We start from the raw sequence: 19,201 nt of genomic DNA on the forward strand, positions 1-19,201 counted from the left end.
GCTATTGAAAGGCCTAAAAGAAAAGGCCTGCACCGTGAGGTGCAGGCCTTTAGAAAGTGGCTCCCCGGGCCGGATTCGAACCGGCGACCTGTCGATTAACAGTCGAATGCTCTACCGCTGAGCTACCAGGGATCATCCGCGCCGCTGTTGTGCTGTGCGCTTCAGAAGTGAGGCTGCTAATACGCATGCTTTTCTGATTTGCCAAGCGCTTTTTTCAAAAAAAATGACAAGTTCCGTTGCGAGGCTGTGGAGAAGTCCCCAATTGTGGGAAAACACGCCGGATAGGGAATGATGAATAAAAACAGGAAGCAGATGCATTTCGGCATTGATCCGCAGACACGACAGATCGTGCTGGGCAAATGGCGCATCGCGCTGCCCGACTCTCCGCTCTTGCGCATCCTGCTGGGTTCGCTGCTGGTGTTCTGCGGTTTTCTCGGCTTCCTGCCCGTGCTGGGCTTCTGGATGATACCGCTGGGCCTGATCGTGCTTTCCCACGACATTCCCTCGGTTCGCCGCCGTCGTCGTCGCCTGGCCGTCTGGTGGGCGCGCTGGCGCGGGAAAACCAATTCCTCGAAGGGTTCCTGAGCCGAACGCCGTTTGCCGCTCCTCTTGTTGCGGGCAGGGGCCGTTCCCAGTCCTTCGGGCGGTCGCGGTTCGATTCCCGAATATTTCAAGAACCGCCGTGATGCTCAGGGCGAATGACCGGTTCGTCGCAGGCTTCCCCTCTGTTGGGGTACCCTCGAAAACTTTTCGGCAACCCATCAAACGCATAATGCGGTCTCGAATCAGGATGGGGACCGATGGCCAAAGCCACTACGAAACGTCGACGCCGCAGTTCGGGCAGAAGCAGCAGCAAGCAGGGCGGCATGGCGCCGTGGTATCTGGCCGCAGCGCTCACCCTTGGCGGCGTCATGGCCTATGACCATCGCGCCGAGTTGCGGCACTGGCCCGTGGTTTCCGATGTCGTGGCTTTTGCGTCGCGAACGGAAACGAAGCCGAAGCCTCCGCGTGCCGTTCCTGAAGCGCAGGAGCGCGTCGCGCATCAGGCGGACAGGCACAAGCCTAATCCGAAGCCCGACCCGGTCACGAAGGTCGCCCTGGCCGCACCGGTGCCGTCGGTGAATGTCGGCGTCACGCCGCCAACCCCCGTCGTGCGGCCGAATGAAGAGGTGAAGACGGCGTCCATCCGCACCGACCAGTTTTATTTCTGCGGCATTCGCAACGACAACTGCGTGATCGATGGCTCCACCTTCGTCTTTCATGGCGAGACGATCCGTGTCGCCGACGTCGATGCGCCGCGAATCCGCCAGGCAAGCTGCGACAAGGAGCGTTCGCGCGGCTTCTACGCCAAGCAGCGCCTGCGCGAGTTGCTGAACGCGGGCGACTTCAAGCTGGTTTCGGCAGGCGGGCGATCAGACGCCAAGGCCGGCGAAAAACTGCGCCTGGTTACCCGTGGCGATCAATCTCTTGGACGCGTGCTTGTCTCCGAGGGGCTCGTGCGCCCGTGGGATGGACGCCCGACGCCCTGGTGCTGAGATCAACCGGGAGCCGATCGGCGGGCATCGGCGATCGTTCTGTGGAAAGTATCTATCCAACAAATCGACGGCGCGTTTTTCAGAAAATGCCTCTTGCGGTTTTTCTGCAATCATTCTAAATCCGCGCCAACGCTTGGTTATCCGAGCTGTGAGGCCTCGTGGCGGAGTGGTGACGCAGAGGACTGCAAATCCTTGTACCCCGGTTCAATTCCGGGCGAGGCCTCCAAAAATCTCACCTCGTTTGAATTGGTTTGACGTTCTGCCTTAGGGCAGCGCGGGTCGTTTCGCGACCCCACGTCCGCGCAAGCCACGTCTCCTATGCCTCCGTCGGATCTTATCGCTTCGGTGAAATCGGTAGAGGGGGAACGATGACTCCGCTGAGATCAGCCGCATCGGTAGCGTCCGTCAACATTAAGAACGGAGGCAATGGCATCAATGAAAAAGAGACTGATCCTGACGGCGTTGGCGTGTTTTGCGGCGACCGCTATTGAGGCGCACGCTGACGACCTGGTTTTCCAGCTGAAGAACAACACCAGCGTGGTACTGACGAACTTCTATACGTCACCGGTCGGCGTCAATGAGTGGGAAGACGATGTTTTCGGTCGGCAGGTCCTGAACCCCGGCGAGAGCATGGAGATCACCATTGCCGACGGGCGGGACGTCTGCAAATACGACATGCGATTCGAATTCGAGGAGGGCTCGGCCCTCGATACGACCGAGGACACGCAGGATCTCTGCGAGCTCGGAGAATATACGATCCACGAATAGACAATCTGGATTTCACCCGAAATAGAAAGAGCCTCGCCAATTGCCTTGGCGAGGCTCTTTTTTGATTCGGTGTGCTGTCTGCAGCTCAATGGTAGCGGCGGATCAGCCCGACAAGCTTGCCCTGGATCTTCACGCGATCCGGTCCGAAGATGCGCGTCTCGTAGGCGGGGTTGGCGGCTTCGAGCGCAATCGACGCGCCCTTGCGACGGAAGCGCTTCAGCGTCGCCTCCTCGTCGTCCACGAGCGCCACGATGATGTCGCCGGGATTGGCCGAGTTGCCGTTGCGGATGATCACCGTGTCGCCATCGAAGATGCCGGCCTCGATCATCGAATCGCCCTTCACTTCAAGGGCGTAATGTTCGCCGCTGCCGATCATGTCGAGCGGCACGGTGATGTCGTGGGTGTTGTTCTGGATTGCCGAGATCGGAACGCCGGCAGCGATGCGCCCCATCACCGGGACGGAAACGGACGTGCTTTCGGCAACCGGGGCGGGCTTCGGCGCGGCAGGAGCGGCCGCCGGCGGCTTTCCAAGGCTGCCTTCGATCACGCTCGGCGAGAAGCCCCTGCGCGGCTGCTGCTGGCCGGCGGCGTAAGCTTCCGGAAGCTTGATGACTTCGAGCGCGCGCGCCCGGTTCGGCAGCCGGCGAATGAAGCCGCGTTCTTCGAGCGCGGTGATCAAACGGTGGATGCCGGACTTCGACGCCAGGTCGAGCGCATCCTTCATTTCATCGAATGACGGCGGTACGCCCGACTCCTTCATGCGTTCGTGAATGAACAGAAGCAATTCCTGTTGCTTGCGGGTCAGCATGGCACGTCGCTCCAGAGGCGTGAAACAAATCAAGAACAGACACTATCTGTTCCATATGTGTTCCGCAAGTGCCTAAAATTCCGTGAATTCAGGCAATTGGCCGCTTCTGCGGGTGTCTATCGGTCACTTTTGCGGGAGCAGGGCGCTTTTCGGCGACGGTTGCGTGCCAAAAACGCGCCGGCAGGCGCCAGTCGCGCAGCTGATTCGAGCGAATCGCGGGGCTCTATGAGGAGAGATTTAGGTCGCTTGCGAGGTCGAGCAGGCGTCCTCGAACTCCTTCACCGTCTCTGCGCTGTTGTCTTCCGGAAGCACCGCGTCGGCCGCGTCGGTCGCGACGGGCGTGTCGCCGTCATAAACGAAGGACTGGATGTAGAACGCCAGCGCGCCCTTCCACACGTTGCGTCCATCGATCTGGTGGCACGGCACGGCCCGTTCGAAATCGGTCTGGAGTTCATCCACCGTCGCAGCGCTGAGCTTGACGTCAGGCATATTGGGCGATGCGACTATCGAAGCGAGAAGCAGGGCGGCAAGCACGGGGAACGTCCACTTGATGAAGGGGGTGGCACTACAGGGTGGGAAACGATGTGAACCGTGCTTTCGTTCCGAAGTCCAGCAAGCATGGCGATCACTCTGCCGTGTTCAACAGCTCTTTGCCTGCAGGCTGTGTCTGATTTGCGCCAGCCGCTGCACCTCGAGTTCATCTTGACCGTTCCTCTTGCGACGGGCGAAGAACGCACTGGCACTATCGGCTCTGGGGCCGGGGGTGGGGGATGCGCAAAAATCCCTGCGAGGAAGGGGCTTCACCGTCTCGACAGGAGGTCAAAAAAAGATAACTTTGCGTGGAAAGTGGGGTAATTGCATGCGTAGATTGTCGTTGGTGGTGCTCGGTCTGTTGCTCACGGCCGGAGCGGCGTCTGCTGAAGAAGGGCGTTCGAACATCTGGAAACGGATCAACGCCTGGACGGTGGGTTCCGATCCTTCCCTGGGAGGCTCGTGTTACGCCGCGACGAGCTATGATGCGGGTGCGATCCTTCGTATCGGCTTTTATCCGCGGGGGTCGGCGAACCTGGCGTTTCTTTCGATCGGCAATGCCGACTGGAAATCCATCGAGCCGCAGCGGGAATACGATGTCGCCTTGCAGCTCGACCGTGGTCGCCAGTGGCCGGCCGTTGCGTTCGGCGTCGATCTTACCGGCGCCAAGGCCCTCGTCGTCAACTTTTCCAACACCGACTTCTTTACCGAATTCGTTCGCAAGAACACCTTGGCGCTGGCCTTCGAGGGACGCGTCGTCGCGAGCCTCAGCCTGCGCGATTCGATGAAAGCGGTGAGCGAGATGTTCAAATGTCAGGAGGCGGTGAGCGCCTTGATCCCGAATGGCGGGCAGGGGGCAGCGAACGATCCCTTTGCCGGCGCCGGTGGCACTGCCCCGAACAACGATCCCTTTGCCGGTGGCGGCCAGACCAAGTCGTCGAAAGATCCTTTCGCCATGTGATGGGCGCGTCCGCTTGCCGCAGAGAGGTGAATATTCCTAAAATGTTGCTGGTATCGGGCTCGGTACCCTCGACAGCGGCGCGGGGACCTATCAAAATGCGGGCAAACGGGGGTTTTGCATGCGTAGATTGCTGGTCGGATTGGTAAGCTGTCTGATCGCCGCGGGATCGGCCGCGGCTGAGGAGTCCGAAATCATCAAGTGGAAGGACGTCGACGGCTGGACCGTTGCATCCGACACCTCGATGGAGGGCTCCTGCTTCATCTCGTCGGAATTCGACGGCGGCGTCACCTTGCGGCTGGGGTTCTATCCCAAGGGCTCTGAGTCGCCGCTCTACATGAGCTTCGCCAGCGACGACTGGCGGTCGCTCGAGGTCGGCAAGGAATACGACCTGACGTTCCGCTTCGACAAGACCGAGCCCTGGAGCGCTTCGGCGACCGCCGCTGGCGACGCGAGCGGAAAGTTTCTGTTCGTGAACGTCACCGACGCCGAGTTCCTGACGGGCTTCGTGCGCAAGCGGGGCCTAGCCATCGCGTTCGAAGATCGCGTCATCGCCAATCTCAGCCTGCGCGGCACCGGCCCCGCGGCCGAAGAGCTGATGAAGTGCCAGAAGGCAGTGGACGAGATCATCGCCGACGAAGGCCGCAAGTCCAAGGAGAAGAAGGCGGATCCGTTCAATGCACCGAGCGAAAAACGCTCCGCGCGGGATCCGTTCAGCCTCTGAAAACAGGGGCGCGTGAGCGGGCGTTGTTGCGCGAAGGCCGGGCGGTGGCCGGGACGAGTGGTGTCCCCAGAGAAACTCGAACCTGCGATCTGCTGATTACAAATCAGCCACTCTTCCAGTGCTTCGGCAATTGGCTCAATTCTGTTTGCCTTGGTGGAGCCGAAGGGAGTCGAACCCTCGACCTCCGCAGTGCGATTGCGGCGCTCTCCCAACTGAGCTACGGCCCCGTGCCATCCAGTCAACACGACGGCCGCCGAGCCTGTCAATAGACGCGCGCCAGCACGCCCGCTCGAACGTCGTTGCCCGATAAGTGTTGCTCGATCCGGCTAGTAGGAGCGAGGCCGTCGGGCTCTGAATCGCTTCTGAACTCCACCCATTGTCGAACTCTGCCGGCGGGTTTACCCTGCAACCGGACGATGGCGCTCCATGAGCCTCGTTGAAGTGTCGGCGATACACGCCAACCATGAAATGCCGTCCGGGCACTGGTTGTGAACGCCATGATGCCCGCGCCAATTACACGATTTTCGTATGTGAGATAGGCCCCTGCCGGCCCGCTGTTCCCATCAGAAACCTCTCCGTGGCCCGGCGATTGGAGGAGGATTGGCAAATGGCTCAGATGATGAAGGCGGCCGTGGTCCGGCAATTCGGGGCGCCGCTGACGATCGACGAATTGGCGGTGCCAACGCCGCAGCCGGGGCAGATCCTGGTCAAATACGAAGCAACGGGCGTGTGCCATACCGATCTCCATGCCGCAAATGGAGACTGGCCGGTAAAACCCAGTCCACCGTTCATTCCCGGACACGAGGGCGTCGGCTATGTCTCGGCGGTCGGCGCCGGCGTCAAAAGAGTGAAAGAGGGAGACCGGGTCGGCGTTCCCTGGCTTCACAGCGCCTGCGGCTACTGTCCGCATTGCCGTACCGGCTGGGAGACGCTGTGCGCGGCCCAGTCGAATACGGGATATTCGGTCAACGGAACGTTTGCGGAGTATGGACTGGCGGATCCTGATTTCGTCGGCAGCCTGCCGAAAGCGCTGGAGTTCGGCCCTGCCGCGCCGGTGCTCTGCGCGGGTGTGACCGTCTACAAGGGATTGAAGGAGACCGAAGTCCGTCCCGGCGAATGGGTTGCAGTTTCCGGCATAGGTGGGCTCGGCCACATGGCCGTGCAATACGCAAAGGCGATGGGCATGCATGTCGTCGCCGCCGACATTTTTGACGACAAGATGGCGTTGGCAAAGCAACTGGGCGCCGACATAACGGTCAACGGCAAGGCGAAGGATGCGGTCGAGCAGGTCATCAAGGCTACCGGCGGCGTGCATGGAGCGCTTGTGACGGCCGTCTCGCCGGCTGCGATGGAGCAGGCGTTCGGTTTCCTGCGCTCGCGCGGCACCATGGCGCTCGTCGGCCTGCCCCCCGGAATGATCTCTGTGCCGGTCTTTGAAACGGTTCTGAAGCGCATCACGGTGCGTGGTTCGATCGTCGGCACTCGCCAGGACCTGGAGGAATCGCTGCAATTCGCCGCCGAAGGCAAGGTCGCGCCGCATTTCTCGTGGGATAGCCTCGAGAATATCAACGAGATCTTCCGCCGCATGGAAGCGGGCAAGATCGACGGTCGCATCGTGATGAGCCTGCAGTAATCGACTTGGCCCGGCTGGCCGATGCTCGCGGGTCCATGCCCACGTGACACGTGTCGAGCATTTATTCTTGTGCGCTTTCCTTCAATCGCCAGTCGCCAGTGAGTCGTCCGGCGAAATGCCGATAGACCTTTTGCGGAAAGGAAATGGCAATGCGCAAAGGCATGTTCTCAGACCAGCATGCACTGTCCAGGCGCGACCTCCTGCTGGTGGCGGGGACCGCAGCGGCCACGCTGACCGCCTACAGTCACGCTGCCCGTGCCGCAGCGGGCGCAAGCAACCTCGCAATCGACGAGGTGAAGCAGGATGAGGACGTCTTCGCCTATATCAGCAGGATCAAGGGTGGCTTTGACGAGACGACCTATCGGCAGGTGCTGGGATGCGCGAATGCCTTCAAGGAAGGCGACCAAACAATCGGTGTGGCTGCGGACAGTGACGCGTCCCGAACGAACGCACGCGCCCTGCTGGCAAGAACGAAGATCGCAGACCTCGATCGTCACCCTCTGTTTGAGGACGATCTGCAACGACTGATCTGGCAGACCACCGACAAGGTCCAGCAGGAAAAGCTGAAGGACTGGACCATGGGCCAGCTGAAGGAATTTCTTCTGACCAAATCGGAAGATGAGATCAAAGGCGTCATGTATGGCCTGACCAGCGATACCATCGGCTGTGTGCCGAAGCTGATGAGCAATGACGAACTGATCGCCGTCAGCCAGAAGATCTTCAATGTCATGCCCGGGACCAAGTTGGGGGCCAAAGGATACATGGGCGCACGGATCCAGCCGAATTCGCCGACCGACCATCCCGACGACATCATGTGGCAAGTCTTCGATGCGTTCTCCTACGCGACCGGAGATATCGTCATCGGTACCAACCCGGTGGACAGCACCGTCGACAGCGTCGTCACGGTGCAGCGGGCGCTGAAGGACATCGTGGATACGTTCAAGCTGGTGGACGTCATCCCCTGGTGCGTGCTTGCCCACATCGACGTCCAGGGTGAGGTCAGCCAAGACTTTCCCGGCACAGTTTCCACCGTGTTCCAGAGCCTTGCCGGTACGGATGATTGCAACAAGATCTTCGACATCACCAATGAGAAGATCCTGAAATATGCAAGCGTGAAGGCAGGGGAGCGCTACGGTCTCTACTTCGAAACCGGGCAAGGATCGGAATTCACCAACGGCGCGGCAAACGGTGTCGACATGATGGTGCTTGAGTCCCGGAAGTACGGGTTCAGCCGGGCCATCGGCATGGAGCTTGCGAAAGTGCAGCCGAAGGGCGCATGGCTGCATGTCAACGATGTCGCCGGCTTCATTGGGCCTGAAGTGTTCAAGAGCCGGGAACAACTCGTGCGGTGCTGCCTCGAGGACATGGTGATGGGCAAGCTCCACGGCCTGACCATCGGCCTCGACATTTGCACCACGCTGCACATGACCGTCAGCCTGGACGATCTCGATTGGTGCCAGGACCAGATCATGCCGGCCAACCCGGCCTACCTGATTGCTCTGCCTACCAAGAACGACCCGATGCTGAGTTATCTCACGACCGCATTTCAGGATCACGTGCGCGTGCGGGATAAGTTCGGCTTCAAGGTCAACGATGCGATGTGGGATTTCTACAAACGACTTGGAATAGTCGGCAAGGACAACACCTACACGTCAAATTATGGCGATCCCCTCTGGGTCTATTACCAGTACCGCCTTGCCAAGGGGGACAAGCGGCCGAAGGACAAGGTTTACGCCGAGGGCCGGCGGATGATGACGGAAGTCGAGGCAAGGGGCGTGGATCTGGCGACGGGCCATGGCGAGAATATATGGGATCTCAACCCGACGCTTGCGACGAAGGTGAGGGGTCTTTACGACGACGCCAAACTCTCGCTTTGGGCCGAACTTACGCCGGATTTCATTGCGGCCGTGCCCAGTGTCGTCCCGGTTCGCACCCTGTCCAAGGATCGGAACGACTACATCGCACACCCGACCACCGGTGAAACGCTGAGCCCGGACTCAATCAAGGCGATCGAAGCGATCAGGGCGTCGTGGAAAGGCGATATGCCCAAGGGCCAGATCGTCATTTCAGATGGCCTGAACGCCAAGGCCATCATGGATGACGGCCACCTTTCGCCCTATCTGGAGGAAATGCGCAGGCTGCTCGGCGATGCCGGCGTCTCGGTGAGCGACAAGAACATCCTGGTCACCAGCGGCAGAGTGCGGGCCGGCTACAGGATCGGCGAGACGTTGTTCGCCGAGGCCGATCCCAACACGTTTCGAGGAATTCTCCACATCATCGGCGAGCGGCCCGGGACCATGCATCATGCCTACTCGGTCTACATCACCGTCGCCAAAGGAAAGCGTTGGGCGGAGAAGGACATCGATCACGACATGACGAAGCTGGTCAGCAACGTTGCCGATACCGCACTTGCACCCAAGGAGGCGGCGAAGGAAACCCTGACCATTATCCGGGAGATCATCGGCAAGGACGTCAACGGCAGCCGGCGCTTCGGGTGACCCTGAACGCGTTGTAGGGCAACAAGGCACTCGCTGTCCGGTGGCGTCGGCGGTCGTGCATCGTGTCGCCGCCGCATGCTGCTGCTTTCGGAGGGCAGAAAACGCGGTTGCTTCTTCGGGGCGTGACTTTCCGACGTCAGAACCGCTTCTTCAGAAAGTAGCGCGCAATCGCCCCTTCACCGCCTTCGAGTTCACCAAAGACCTCGAAGCCGAGCTTTTCATAAAACGGCCGGGCCTGGAATTCGAAGGTGTCGAGCCAGAGGCCGACATAGCCGCGCTGGCGCGCGATCTTCTCCGCTTCCTCGATCAGGCGTCGGCCAAGGCCTTGGCCGCGGTATTCATCGGGAACGGCGAGGTAACGGATAAAGGCCCAGCCATATCCATCGGTCGCATAGAGCCCACCCGTCGCGACTTTCGTCTCCGGATCGCGAAGCACGATGGCAAAACCGGGTAGGTCGACCATGCCGCTATGGGCATCGTTGTAGGCATCCAGCGGCGCAACGATGCCGCTGAGGTCATCCCGGTTCGGGTCTTCGAGAATGATGTCGATGATCGGGGGTGGCATCACGGGGCCTCGGTCAAATGTCGGCTCGGTCCATAAATTCTCGTTTTGTTCTCTAAAGCAATCCAACCCGAAGAGAACTTCGGGTTGGCAATGATTGCAGTCGACAGTCGGCCGTCGTCGTCACCGACGACGTGGTGCTCAGCTGCAGCCGCTCGTTGCGCCGCAGGTGTCGCACTTCTCGCAGGTGCCGTTGCGCACCATCGTGAAGTTCTGGCACTCGGTGCACATGTTGCCGGTGTAGCCCTGCATGATCGAGCGGGCGCGGCGTTCGGCTTCAACCTTCTTGGCATCCGACTTGGCCGATGCCGCTTCGGCGGCCGCCTTGTCGGAGAAGAGGGCGGTGACTTCCTGCTCGACTTCGTCGGCGATCTCTTCTGCCAGCTCCGCAGCCCGCTCTTCATAGTCGCGCTTGAAAGCGACGATTTCCGAAGTGGCGATCGCGGTCGTCGTTTCCAGCTTGCGCACCGTGTTGCCGGCGATCGCCGTCACGGTCGCACCCGAGGAGGCGCGAGCGGGGGCACCCGTCGACGAGCCCTTGGGCTCGCTGGAGGCCCGCTCGCCCGTGCCGCCGACGATCGTCGGCTTGTAGCCGCGGGTCCAGCCGGTCGAGATCAGGTTGGTCTTGCCTTCCTGGATGCCCTTGCCGAGTGCGGTGTTGCCGAAATCGGACGTATCCACGTGAGCAAGATCGTGACGGCCGAGATAGGAAACCGCCAGTTCGCGGAAGACGTAGTCGAGGATCGACGTCGCGTTCTTGATCGCGTCGTTGCCCTGGACCATGCCGGCCGGCTCGAACTTGGTGAAGGTGAAGGCCTCCACATACTCTTCGAGCGGTACGCCGTATTGCAGGCCGAGCGAGATGGCGATCGCGAAGTTGTTCATCATCGCACGGAAGGCGGCGCCTTCCTTGTGCATGTCGATGAAGATCTCGCCGAGGCGGCCGTCACCGAACTCGCCGGTGCGCAGATATACCTTGTGACCGCCGACGACGGCCTTCTGGGTGTAGCCCTGGCGGCGGTTCGGCAGCTTTTCGCGGGCGCGGATCACCTTCTCGATGACGCGCTCGACGATCTTCTCGGTGATGGTGACGGCCTGGGCGGCGGCGGGCGCCTGGATCAGATCCTCCAGCGCATCCTCGTCCTTGTCGTCCTCGATCAGCGAGGCGTTCAGCGGCTGCGACAGCTTGGAGCCGTCGCGGTAGAGCGCGTTTGCCTTCAGCGCCAGCTTCCAGGAGAGCATGTAGGCGTTCTTGCAGTCCTCGACGGTCGCCTCGTTCGGCATGTTGATCGTCTTGGAGATCGCGCCCGAGATGAACGGCTGGGCGGCGGCCATCATGCGGATGTGGCTTTCGACCGACAGGTAACGCTTGCCGATCTTGCCGCAGGGGTTGGCGCAATCGAAGACGGGCAGGTGCTCGTTCTTGAGGAACGGTGCGCCTTCCAGCGTCATCGCGCCGCAGACGTGGATGTTCGCCGCTTCGATGTCCTTCTTGGAGAAGCCCATGTGGTCGAGCAGGTTGAAGTCCATCGAACCGAGCTGTTCGTCGGTGACCTTCAGCGTGCCCTTCAGGAAGTCGGCGCCGAGCGTCCACTGGTTGAAGACGAACTTGATGTCGAAGGCGCTCTTCAGCGCGGCGTTGACCGCTTCCACCTTTTCGTCGGTGAAGCCCTTGGCCTTCAGCGTCGACGGGTTGATCGCCGGCGCCTGGTTCAGGTTGCCGTGGCCGACCGCGTAGGCCTCGATCTCGGCGATCTGGCTTTCGCCGTAGCCGAGCGAGCGCAGCGCTTCCGGAACGGCGCGGTTGATGATCTTGAAGTAGCCGCCGCCGGCAAGCTTCTTGAACTTGACCAGCGCGAAGTCAGGCTCGATGCCGGTCGTGTCGCAGTCCATGACGAGACCGATCGTCCCGGTCGGCGCGATAACCGTTGCCTGGGCGTTGCGGTAGCCGTGCTTTTCGCCAAGCTCCAGGGCCTTGTCCCACGCGCTCATGGCGTGGATGACGAGGTCCTGATCCGGATTGTCACCATGGATGAGCGCAACCGGGTTGACCGACAGCGCTTCGTAACCGGTCGTCTCGCCATAGGCGGCGCGGCGGTGGTTGCGGATGACGCGCAGCATGTTGTCGCGGTTCGGCGCAAAGCCCGGGAACGGACCCAGCTTCTCGGCCATCTCGGCCGAGGTGGCGTAGGAGATGCCGGTCATGATCGCGGTCAGCGCACCGGCAATGGCGCGGCCTTCGGCGCTGTCATAGGGAATGCCCGAGGACATCAACAGGCCGCCGATATTGGCGTAGCCGAGGCCGAGCGTGCGGTATTCGTAGGAAAGCTCGGCAATCTCGCGGGACGGGAACTGCGCCATCATGACCGAGACTTCGAGAACGATGGTCCACAGGCGGACGGCGTGCTCGTAGTCGGCAATGTTGATGCGCTTGGTCGCCGCGTCCTTGAACGTCATCAGGTTCAGGGAGGCGAGGTTGCAGGCGGTGTCGTCGAGGAACATGTACTCCGAGCACGGGTTCGACGCGCGGATCGGGCCGGCGGCGGGGCTCGTGTGCCAGTCGTTCATCGTCGTGTTGAAGTGCAGGCCCGGATCGGCCGACGCCCAGGCGGCGTAGGAGATCGATTCCCAGAGGTCGCGTGCCTTCAGCGTCTTCATGACGCGGCCGTCCTTGCGGGCGGTCAGGTGCCAATCGCCATCGGTTTCGACGGCGCGCAGGAAGTCGTCCTTGATCGAGACCGAGTTGTTGGAGTTCTGGCCCGAAACCGTGAGGTAGGCCTCCGAATCCCAGTCGGTGTCGTAGGTCTTGAACTCGAGGTCCTTGTAGCCTTGCTTGGCGAACTGGATGACGCGCTGGACATAGTTTTCCGGAACCAGCGCCTGCTTGGCGGCGCGGATTTCGCGCTTCAGTGCCGGGTTCTGCTTCGGGTCATAGCAGGCGTCGTCCGTGCCGTCGCAGTTGACGCAGGCCTTCATGATCGCCTTCAGATGCTTGGCGACGACCTTGGAACCGGTGACGAGGGCGGCAACCTTCTGCTCTTCCTTGACCTTCCAGTTGATGTATTCCTCGATATCCGGATGGTCGATGTCGACGACGACCATCTTGGCGGCGCGGCGGGTGGTGCCGCCCGACTTGATCGCGCCGGCGGCGCGGTCGCCGATCTTCAGGAACGACATCAGGCCGGAGGACTTGCCGCCGCCTGAGAGCTTTTCGCCTTCGCTGCGGAGATAGGAGAAGTTGGAGCCGGTGCCGGAGCCGTACTTGAACAGGCGCGCTTCGCGCACCCAGAGATCCATGATGCCGCCTTCGTTGACGAGATCGTCACCGACCGACTGGATGAAGCAGGCATGCGGCTGCGGATGCTCGTAAGCCGACTTCGACTTCGTCAGCTTGCCGGTGAAGGGGTCGACATAGAAGTGGCCCTGGCCAGGACCGTCGATGCCATAGGCCCAGTGCAGGCCGGTGTTGAACCATTGCGGCGAGTTCGGCGCGACGCGCTGCGTGGCGAGCATGTAGGCAAGTTCGTCCTGGAAGGCGGAGGCGTCTTCTTCGGTGTCGAAGTAGCCGCCCTTCCAGCCCCAATAGGCCCAGGTGCCGGCCAGGCGATCGAAGACCTGGCGGGCATCGGTTTCGGAACCGTATTGCTCATCCTTCGGCAGCGCCTTCAGCGCATCCGTGTCGGGAACCGCGCGCCAGAGGAAGGAGGGGACATCGTTCTCCTCGACGCGCTTCATTTTGGCGGGTACGCCGGCCTTGCGGAAATACTTCTGCGCGAGAATGTCGGCGGCAACCTGGCTGAACTGAGCCGGCACGTCGATATCGGCAAGGCGGAAAACGATCGAACCATCGGGGTTCTTGATTTCACTCGTAGCCTTGCGGAATTCGATCTCCGCATAGGCGGATTGCCCGGCTTTCGTGAAACGACGTTCGATCTTCATTGTCCCTGGTCCTTCGTGTTGCCTAGCGCCCGCCACAGGCGCAATTGTCCCCGCCCGGCCGCGAGGGGCATCCCGCAGCCAGTCTCAGCTTCCGTCCTTGGAGAGAAACCCATAATTGGGTGACCCTGTATCTTGTGAGATAGGCTGGCTGCAAATACTAAATATAGTATCAACAACTTCTTCATGCCAGCCAAATATTGCCCCGGTGGACCCGAAAAATCGCACAGAAATCCTCAGGGCGACCCCATGGTGAAATCCATGACTGCCGCCTTTCAGAACCGCCGATTTTGGGAGAGGAACCGGGACTTGAACAATCCGGTCCGCCGCCGTTGCAACGTGAAATCCATTAACCGTGAATCGTCCGGGGGCGTCAAGGGGTGGTTTATGACGGAAGTTTGAGCGCTAGATGTTGTGTGGGTCAGCTGTGGAAAACGGGGACATCGGCCAATGCCATGAAAATCAGGCACTTCCGGAGGTTGCCTGTGAAACTGACGCAACGGTCGGCGCGCAAACGAAATTTTGACGGGTAAAAACCCGCATAAAAAGTGTCCCTTACGGAAGGCTCGGTTGCGTCAGCGAAAGCGATATGGGGTGGGACAGTGATTCGTTTTTAGCGGTCCGGTAAGCACCGGCATTTGGTGCACAGCCGACGTTGGCGCAGCCCGCGACACGGCGGCTCATCGACGCCCTGCGACAGGCCTGGGACCAACGCGTGGGAGGCCTCTTGGGCGCCGATGCACCCCAAGCGGGCCAGACGCGTCTGCGCGCAATCTGGCCCCGCTGATGTCAGTCGACGCGCTTTTGCAGCTCGCGTGCGCCGTTCGGCGCATTCACCTTGCCTTCGGTGATGAAGTAGGCAAACACGTCGCGCGGTTCCTTCTTGGCCTTGCGATCAGGCGCGCTTTTCTCAAGGCCGCCCGGCTCGTCGCCGGCTGCAAACGCCTTGGCGCGGTCGGCCCACAGGTCGAGCTTGTCGGCGGCATAGCAGGTCTTGATCTCGTCGCTGCCCTTCTGCAGGCGGAGATAGACGAAATCGGCGGTGACATCGGCGATCATCGGATAGTCCGCATGTTCGGCGAGCACGACGGCGACGCCGTATTTCTCCAGCAGCGAGACAAAATCCGGAGACTGGAAGGTCGGGTTGCGGACCTCGACCACATGGCGCAGCGGCAAGCCGTCCTGTTTCTCCGGCAGAAGCTTCAAAAAGCCTTCGAAATCGTCGGGCTCGAACTTCTTCGTCGGCGCGAACTGCCAGAGGATGGGGCCGAGATGGGGGCCGAGCTCGGTCAGGCCCTGCGTCAGGAAACGCTCCATGGATTCACCGGCTTCCGACAGAACCTTGCGGTTGGTGACGAAGCGGCTCGCCTTCAGGGAGAAGATGAAATCATCAGGCACTTCCGACGCCCACTTGGCGAAGGTCTCCGGCTTCTGCGACGAGTAATAGGTGCCGTTCACCTCGATCGCCCGCAGCTCTTTGCCGGCGAATTCAAGCTGCCGCTTCTTTGCCAGTGTGTCGGGATAGAAGGTGCCTTCCCAGGGCTCGAAGGTCCAGCCGCCGATACCAACGCGAATCTTTCCGGATTTTGCCATGCCATCCTCCTCAACGACGGCCCTCGCTTGACCGCCTACTTTTTTACTCTTTGATCGATTTCGTCATGTCCACGAGTGTCCACCCTGGACGATAGGGATTGGGTCGGCGACCCGTTTCTTGAAATCCATAGGCGCGATAGAGCGCAATGTTTCGCTCCATGCGTGAATTGGTGTAGAGCCGCACCTCGGACAAGCCCCACTCGGCCGCCTTGGCATCCACGAAGCGCAGCAATTCGATACCGAGCCCCTGGCGCTGATAGGCCGGGGCAACCGCGAGGCTGAAGATCATAAGGTGATCGGCGTGCCGTTCGACAACGGCAAGCGCCGACACAGCCTCATTTCGCTCCCGAAGCCAGACTTCGCCGCGAAGGATACGAGGCGCGTAGTCTTCGGTGACCGGGAGCGGCGGCCCACCAAGCAGCGCCCGATAGGGCTCATAGGCCGCCTCCGTCACGCTCTGCACGGCGGCCAGATCTTCGAGACGAGCAGGCCGCATCATGCCAACACTCCTAAAGCGCGCCGATCAGATCGGCTGATTTACTCCGCCGCTTCGACCTTTTTCATCGGGCGGCGCTCCAGCAGCTCCTTCAGGAACTGGCCGGTATAGGACCGCTTCTCCTTCACGATCTCTTCCGGTGTACCCTTGGCGATGACCTCGCCGCCGCCGTCGCCGCCTTCAGGGCCGAAGTCGATCACCCAGTCGGCGGTCTTGATGACTTCCAGATTGTGCTCGATGACGACGACCGAATTGCCCTGGTTGACCAGCTCATGCAAGACTTCAAGAAGCTTGGCTACATCGTGGAAATGCAAGCCGGTGGTCGGCTCGTCGAGGATATAGAGCGTGCGACCGGTCGAGCGCTTCGACAGTTCCTTGGCGAGCTTGACGCGCTGGGCTTCACCGCCCGAAAGCGTGTTGGCCTGCTGGCCGACCTTGATATAGCCGAGACCGACCTGGTTGAGCGTGACGAGCTTGTCGCGCACCGAAGGGACCGCGGCGAAGAAGTCGACGCCTTCCTCGACGGTCATATCGAGCACGTCGGCGATCGACTTGCCCTTGAAATGCACGTCGAGCGTTTCGCGGTTGTAGCGCTTGCCATGGCAGACGTCGCAGGTGACGTAGACGTCCGGCAGGAAGTGCATCTCGATCTTGATGACGCCGTCGCCCTGGCAGGCCTCGCAGCGGCCCCCCTTGACGTTGAAGGAGAAGCGGCCCGGCTGATAGCCGCGGGCCTTTGCCTCCGGCAGACCGGCAAACCAATCGCGGATCGGCGTGAAGGCGCCGGTATAAGTCGCCGGGTTCGAGCGCGGGGTACGGCCGATCGGCGACTGGTCGATGTCGATTACCTTGTCGATATGCTCGAAGCCATCGATGCGGTCGTGCTCGGCCGGGTTTTCGCGCGCGCCCATGATACGGCGGGCGGCGGCCTTGTAGAGCGTCTCGATCAGGAAGGTCGACTTGCCGCCGCCGGAGACGCCGGTAACAGCGGTGAAGACGCCGAGCGGGATCGAGGCGGTGACGTTCTTCAGGTTGTTGGCGCGGGCGCCGACGACGGTGATTTCCTTTTTCTTCTTCGGCTTGCGGCGTTCGGAGGGAACGGCGACCGAAAGCTCGCCGGACAGATATTTGCCGGTCAGCGATTTCGGATTGGCCATGATGTCCGATGGCGACCCCTGTGCGATGACCTCGCCGCCGTGGATGCCGGCAGCCGGGCCGATATCGACGACATAATCGGACGTCAGGATCGCGTCTTCGTCATGCTCGACGACGATCACCGTGTTGCCGATGTCGCGCAGATGCCGAAGCGTGTCGAGCAGGCGGGCGTTGTCGCGCTGATGCAAGCCGATCGACGGCTCGTCGAGCACGTAGAGAACGCCTGTCAGCCCCGAGCCGATCTGCGAGGCCAGCCGGATGCGCTGGCTTTCACCGCCTGAAAGCGTTCCGGAATTGCGCGACAGGCTCAGATATTCGAGACCGACGTCGTTGAGGAAGCGCAGTCGGTCGCGGATTTCCTTCAGGATGCGGACGGCGATTTCGTTCTGCTTGGCATTCAGACGTTCCGGCAGGGCCTCGAACCAGTCACGGGCGATGCGGATCGACATCTCGGTCACCTGACCGATATGCAGCTTGTCGATCTTGACCGCCAGCGCTTCCGGCTTCAGGCGGAAACCGGCGCAGGCCGGGCAGGGCGCAGCCGACATATAACGCTCGATCTCCTCGCGCGCCCAGGCGCTGTCGGTTTCCTTCCAGCGGCGCTCGAGGTTGGGCACGATGCCTTCGAAGTTCTTGGTGGTGTTGTAGGAGCGGGCGCCATCCTCGTAATGGAAGACGATTTTTTCTTCCGTTCCGTGCAGGATTGCGTTCTGCGCCGCAGCCGACAACTCGTTCCAGCGGCTGCCGAGCTTGAAGCCGAAAACCTTGCCGAGCGCTTCCAGAGTCTGGTTGTAGTAGGGCGACGAGGATTTCGCCCAGGGCGCAATTGCGCCGTCACGCAGCGTCCGATGCTCTTCCGGCACGATCAGCGCCGTGTCGATCTTCTGCTGGCTGCCGAGACCGTCGCAGGTCGGGCAGGCGCCGAAGGGATTGTTGAACGAGAACAGCCGCGGCTCGATCTCGGAAATGGTGAAGCCGGAAACCGGACAGGCGAACTTTTCCGAAAACAGCACGCGCTCGTGGGTTTCGTTCAGCGACTTGTTGGCCGAACCGCCGGCGGCGGTTTCTTCTGGCGGTAACGGCTTGTCGGCGAACTCGGCGACGGCAAGGCCATCAGCGAGCGTCAGGCAGGTCTCAAGGCTGTCGGCAAGGCGCGAGGCGAGGTCGGGGCGGACGACCACGCGATCGACGACGACGTCGATGTCGTGCTTGTACTTCTTGTCGAGTGCCGGAACCTCGGCGATTTCGTAGAAGGTGCCGTCGACCTTGACGCGCTGAAAGCCCTTCTTCATCAGCTCGGCAAGTTCCTTCTTGTATTCGCCCTTGCGGCCGCGCACGAGCGGCGCAAGGATATAAAGGCGGGTGCCTTCGCCGAATTCGAGCACCCGGTCTACCATCTGGCTGACCGTCTGGCTTTCGATCGGCAGACCCGTCGCCGGCGAATAGGGCACGCCCACGCGCGCAAAGAGTAGGCGCATATAGTCGTAGATTTCGGTGACGGTACCGACCGTCGAGCGCGGGTTGCGCGAGGTCGTCTTCTGCTCGATCGAGATCGCCGGCGACAGGCCGTCGATCTGGTCGACATCCGGCTTCTGCATCATCTCGAGGAACTGGCGCGCATAGGCCGAAAGGCTTTCGACATAACGGCGCTGGCCTTCAGCATAGATCGTATCGAAGGCAAGCGACGATTTGCCCGAGCCGGAAAGGCCGGTCATCACGATCAGCTTGTTGCGCGGCAGATCGAGGTCGATGCCTTTCAGATTGTGCTCGCGCGCACCACGAATGGAGATGGTCTTGAGTTCACTCATCGGAAGCCAGCTTTTGCATGTCGGTTGAAAGCCCCCTATGTAATGACGCTAACGCCCATGTCGAGGCGCAATCGGCAAAACAGGCGGCCAATTCGAGTCGGTTGACAGGATCATAGCCAAATACTAGAACAAATAAAGAACAAATCACTCATAAAACGACCAAAACTGTTGTGGATTATGTGTGAGGCGGGGCGTA

At 61.0% G+C, this 19,201-nt stretch carries 14 protein-coding genes and 3 tRNA genes; 8 read left to right on the forward strand and 9 right to left on the reverse strand.

The features are described from left to right. Window positions 1-57: 57 nt before the first annotated feature. Window positions 58-132: transfer RNA gene (locus tag L981_RS09160), tRNA-Asn, on the reverse strand. Between the two features lie 159 nt (window positions 133-291). On the opposite strand from L981_RS09160, the gene L981_RS09165 reads away from it, so the two are divergent. The 4 genes from L981_RS09165 to L981_RS09180 all read left to right on the forward strand — a co-directional run bounded on the left by L981_RS09165 (window position 292) and on the right by L981_RS09180 (window position 2,303). After that, complete coding sequence (locus tag L981_RS09165) at window positions 292-585, forward strand: hypothetical protein (protein ID WP_043614612.1); 294 nt, start codon at window positions 292-294, stop codon at window positions 583-585. A gap of 215 nt (window positions 586-800) precedes the next feature. Further along, the gene (locus L981_RS09170; RefSeq protein ID WP_043614241.1) at window positions 801-1,535 is read left to right on the forward strand and encodes a thermonuclease family protein; all 735 of its coding nucleotides are present in this window, start codon (window positions 801-803) and stop codon (window positions 1,533-1,535) included. Between the two features lie 152 nt (window positions 1,536-1,687). Then, window positions 1,688-1,761: transfer RNA gene (locus L981_RS09175), tRNA-Cys, on the forward strand. Between the two features lie 209 nt (window positions 1,762-1,970). Beyond that, window positions 1,971-2,303: a hypothetical protein gene (locus tag L981_RS09180; protein ID WP_156134018.1), complete on the forward strand. Its 333-nt coding sequence runs from the start codon at window positions 1,971-1,973 to the stop codon at window positions 2,301-2,303. Between the two features lie 85 nt (window positions 2,304-2,388). On the opposite strand, the gene lexA is transcribed toward L981_RS09180, so the two are convergent. After that, window positions 2,389-3,111 (reverse strand): transcriptional repressor LexA, encoded by a 723-nt coding sequence (lexA, locus tag L981_RS09185; protein WP_043614246.1) that lies wholly within the window; start codon window positions 3,109-3,111, stop codon window positions 2,389-2,391. Window positions 3,112-3,348: 237 nt separating this feature from the next. Continuing rightward, window positions 3,349-3,600, reverse strand: a complete 252-nt coding sequence (locus L981_RS09190; RefSeq protein ID WP_052201701.1) for a hypothetical protein — start codon at window positions 3,598-3,600, stop codon at window positions 3,349-3,351. A gap of 274 nt (window positions 3,601-3,874) precedes the next feature. On the opposite strand from L981_RS09190, the gene L981_RS09195 reads away from it, so the two are divergent. Beyond that, window positions 3,875-4,603, forward strand: coding sequence for a hypothetical protein (locus tag L981_RS09195; RefSeq protein ID WP_156134019.1), 729 nt, complete (start codon window positions 3,875-3,877; stop codon window positions 4,601-4,603). 118 nt (window positions 4,604-4,721) lie between these two features. Beyond that, window positions 4,722-5,324 (forward strand): hypothetical protein, encoded by a 603-nt coding sequence (locus L981_RS09200; RefSeq protein WP_156134020.1) that lies wholly within the window; start codon window positions 4,722-4,724, stop codon window positions 5,322-5,324. A 151-nt stretch (window positions 5,325-5,475) separates the two neighbouring features. On the opposite strand, the gene L981_RS09205 is transcribed toward L981_RS09200, so the two are convergent. Next, window positions 5,476-5,551: transfer RNA gene (locus tag L981_RS09205), tRNA-Ala, on the reverse strand. Between the two features lie 380 nt (window positions 5,552-5,931). Between L981_RS09205 and adhP the strand changes: the two genes are divergently transcribed. Both adhP and L981_RS09215 read left to right on the forward strand, forming a co-directional pair. After that, the gene (gene adhP / locus L981_RS09210; protein ID WP_043614254.1) at window positions 5,932-6,957 is read left to right on the forward strand and encodes an alcohol dehydrogenase AdhP; all 1,026 of its coding nucleotides are present in this window, start codon (window positions 5,932-5,934) and stop codon (window positions 6,955-6,957) included. 149 nt (window positions 6,958-7,106) lie between these two features. Further along, on the forward strand, window positions 7,107-9,455 hold the full coding sequence (locus L981_RS09215; RefSeq protein ID WP_043614617.1) for an ethanolamine ammonia-lyase: 2,349 nt from the start codon (window positions 7,107-7,109) through the stop codon (window positions 9,453-9,455). A 136-nt stretch (window positions 9,456-9,591) separates the two neighbouring features. Here the strand turns inward: L981_RS09215 and L981_RS09220 are convergent, their stop codons facing one another. The 5 genes from L981_RS09220 to uvrA all read right to left on the reverse strand — a co-directional run bounded on the left by L981_RS09220 (window position 9,592) and on the right by uvrA (window position 19,005). Beyond that, the gene (locus L981_RS09220) at window positions 9,592-10,020 is read right to left on the reverse strand and encodes a GNAT family N-acetyltransferase (protein WP_043614257.1); all 429 of its coding nucleotides are present in this window, start codon (window positions 10,018-10,020) and stop codon (window positions 9,592-9,594) included. Window positions 10,021-10,158: 138 nt separating this feature from the next. Next, window positions 10,159-13,956 carry a vitamin B12-dependent ribonucleotide reductase gene (locus L981_RS09225; protein ID WP_043614260.1) on the reverse strand — a complete coding sequence of 1,266 codons (3,798 nt, stop codon included), beginning with the start codon at window positions 13,954-13,956 and terminating at the stop codon, window positions 10,159-10,161. Between the two features lie 786 nt (window positions 13,957-14,742). Further along, window positions 14,743-15,546, reverse strand: coding sequence for a DUF72 domain-containing protein (locus L981_RS09230; RefSeq protein WP_043614262.1), 804 nt, complete (start codon window positions 15,544-15,546; stop codon window positions 14,743-14,745). 43 nt (window positions 15,547-15,589) lie between these two features. Further along, window positions 15,590-16,042, reverse strand: a complete 453-nt coding sequence (locus L981_RS09235) for an N-acetyltransferase (RefSeq protein WP_052201702.1) — start codon at window positions 16,040-16,042, stop codon at window positions 15,590-15,592. A gap of 41 nt (window positions 16,043-16,083) precedes the next feature. Further along, a complete protein-coding gene (uvrA, locus tag L981_RS09240; RefSeq protein WP_043614268.1) occupies window positions 16,084-19,005 on the reverse strand; it encodes an excinuclease ABC subunit UvrA in 2,922 nt (973 codons plus the stop codon). Window positions 19,006-19,201: the final 196 nt, after the last annotated feature.

This window comes from Ensifer sp. ZNC0028 (assembly GCF_000799055.1).
GTDB lineage: Bacteria > Pseudomonadota > Alphaproteobacteria > Rhizobiales > Rhizobiaceae > Ensifer.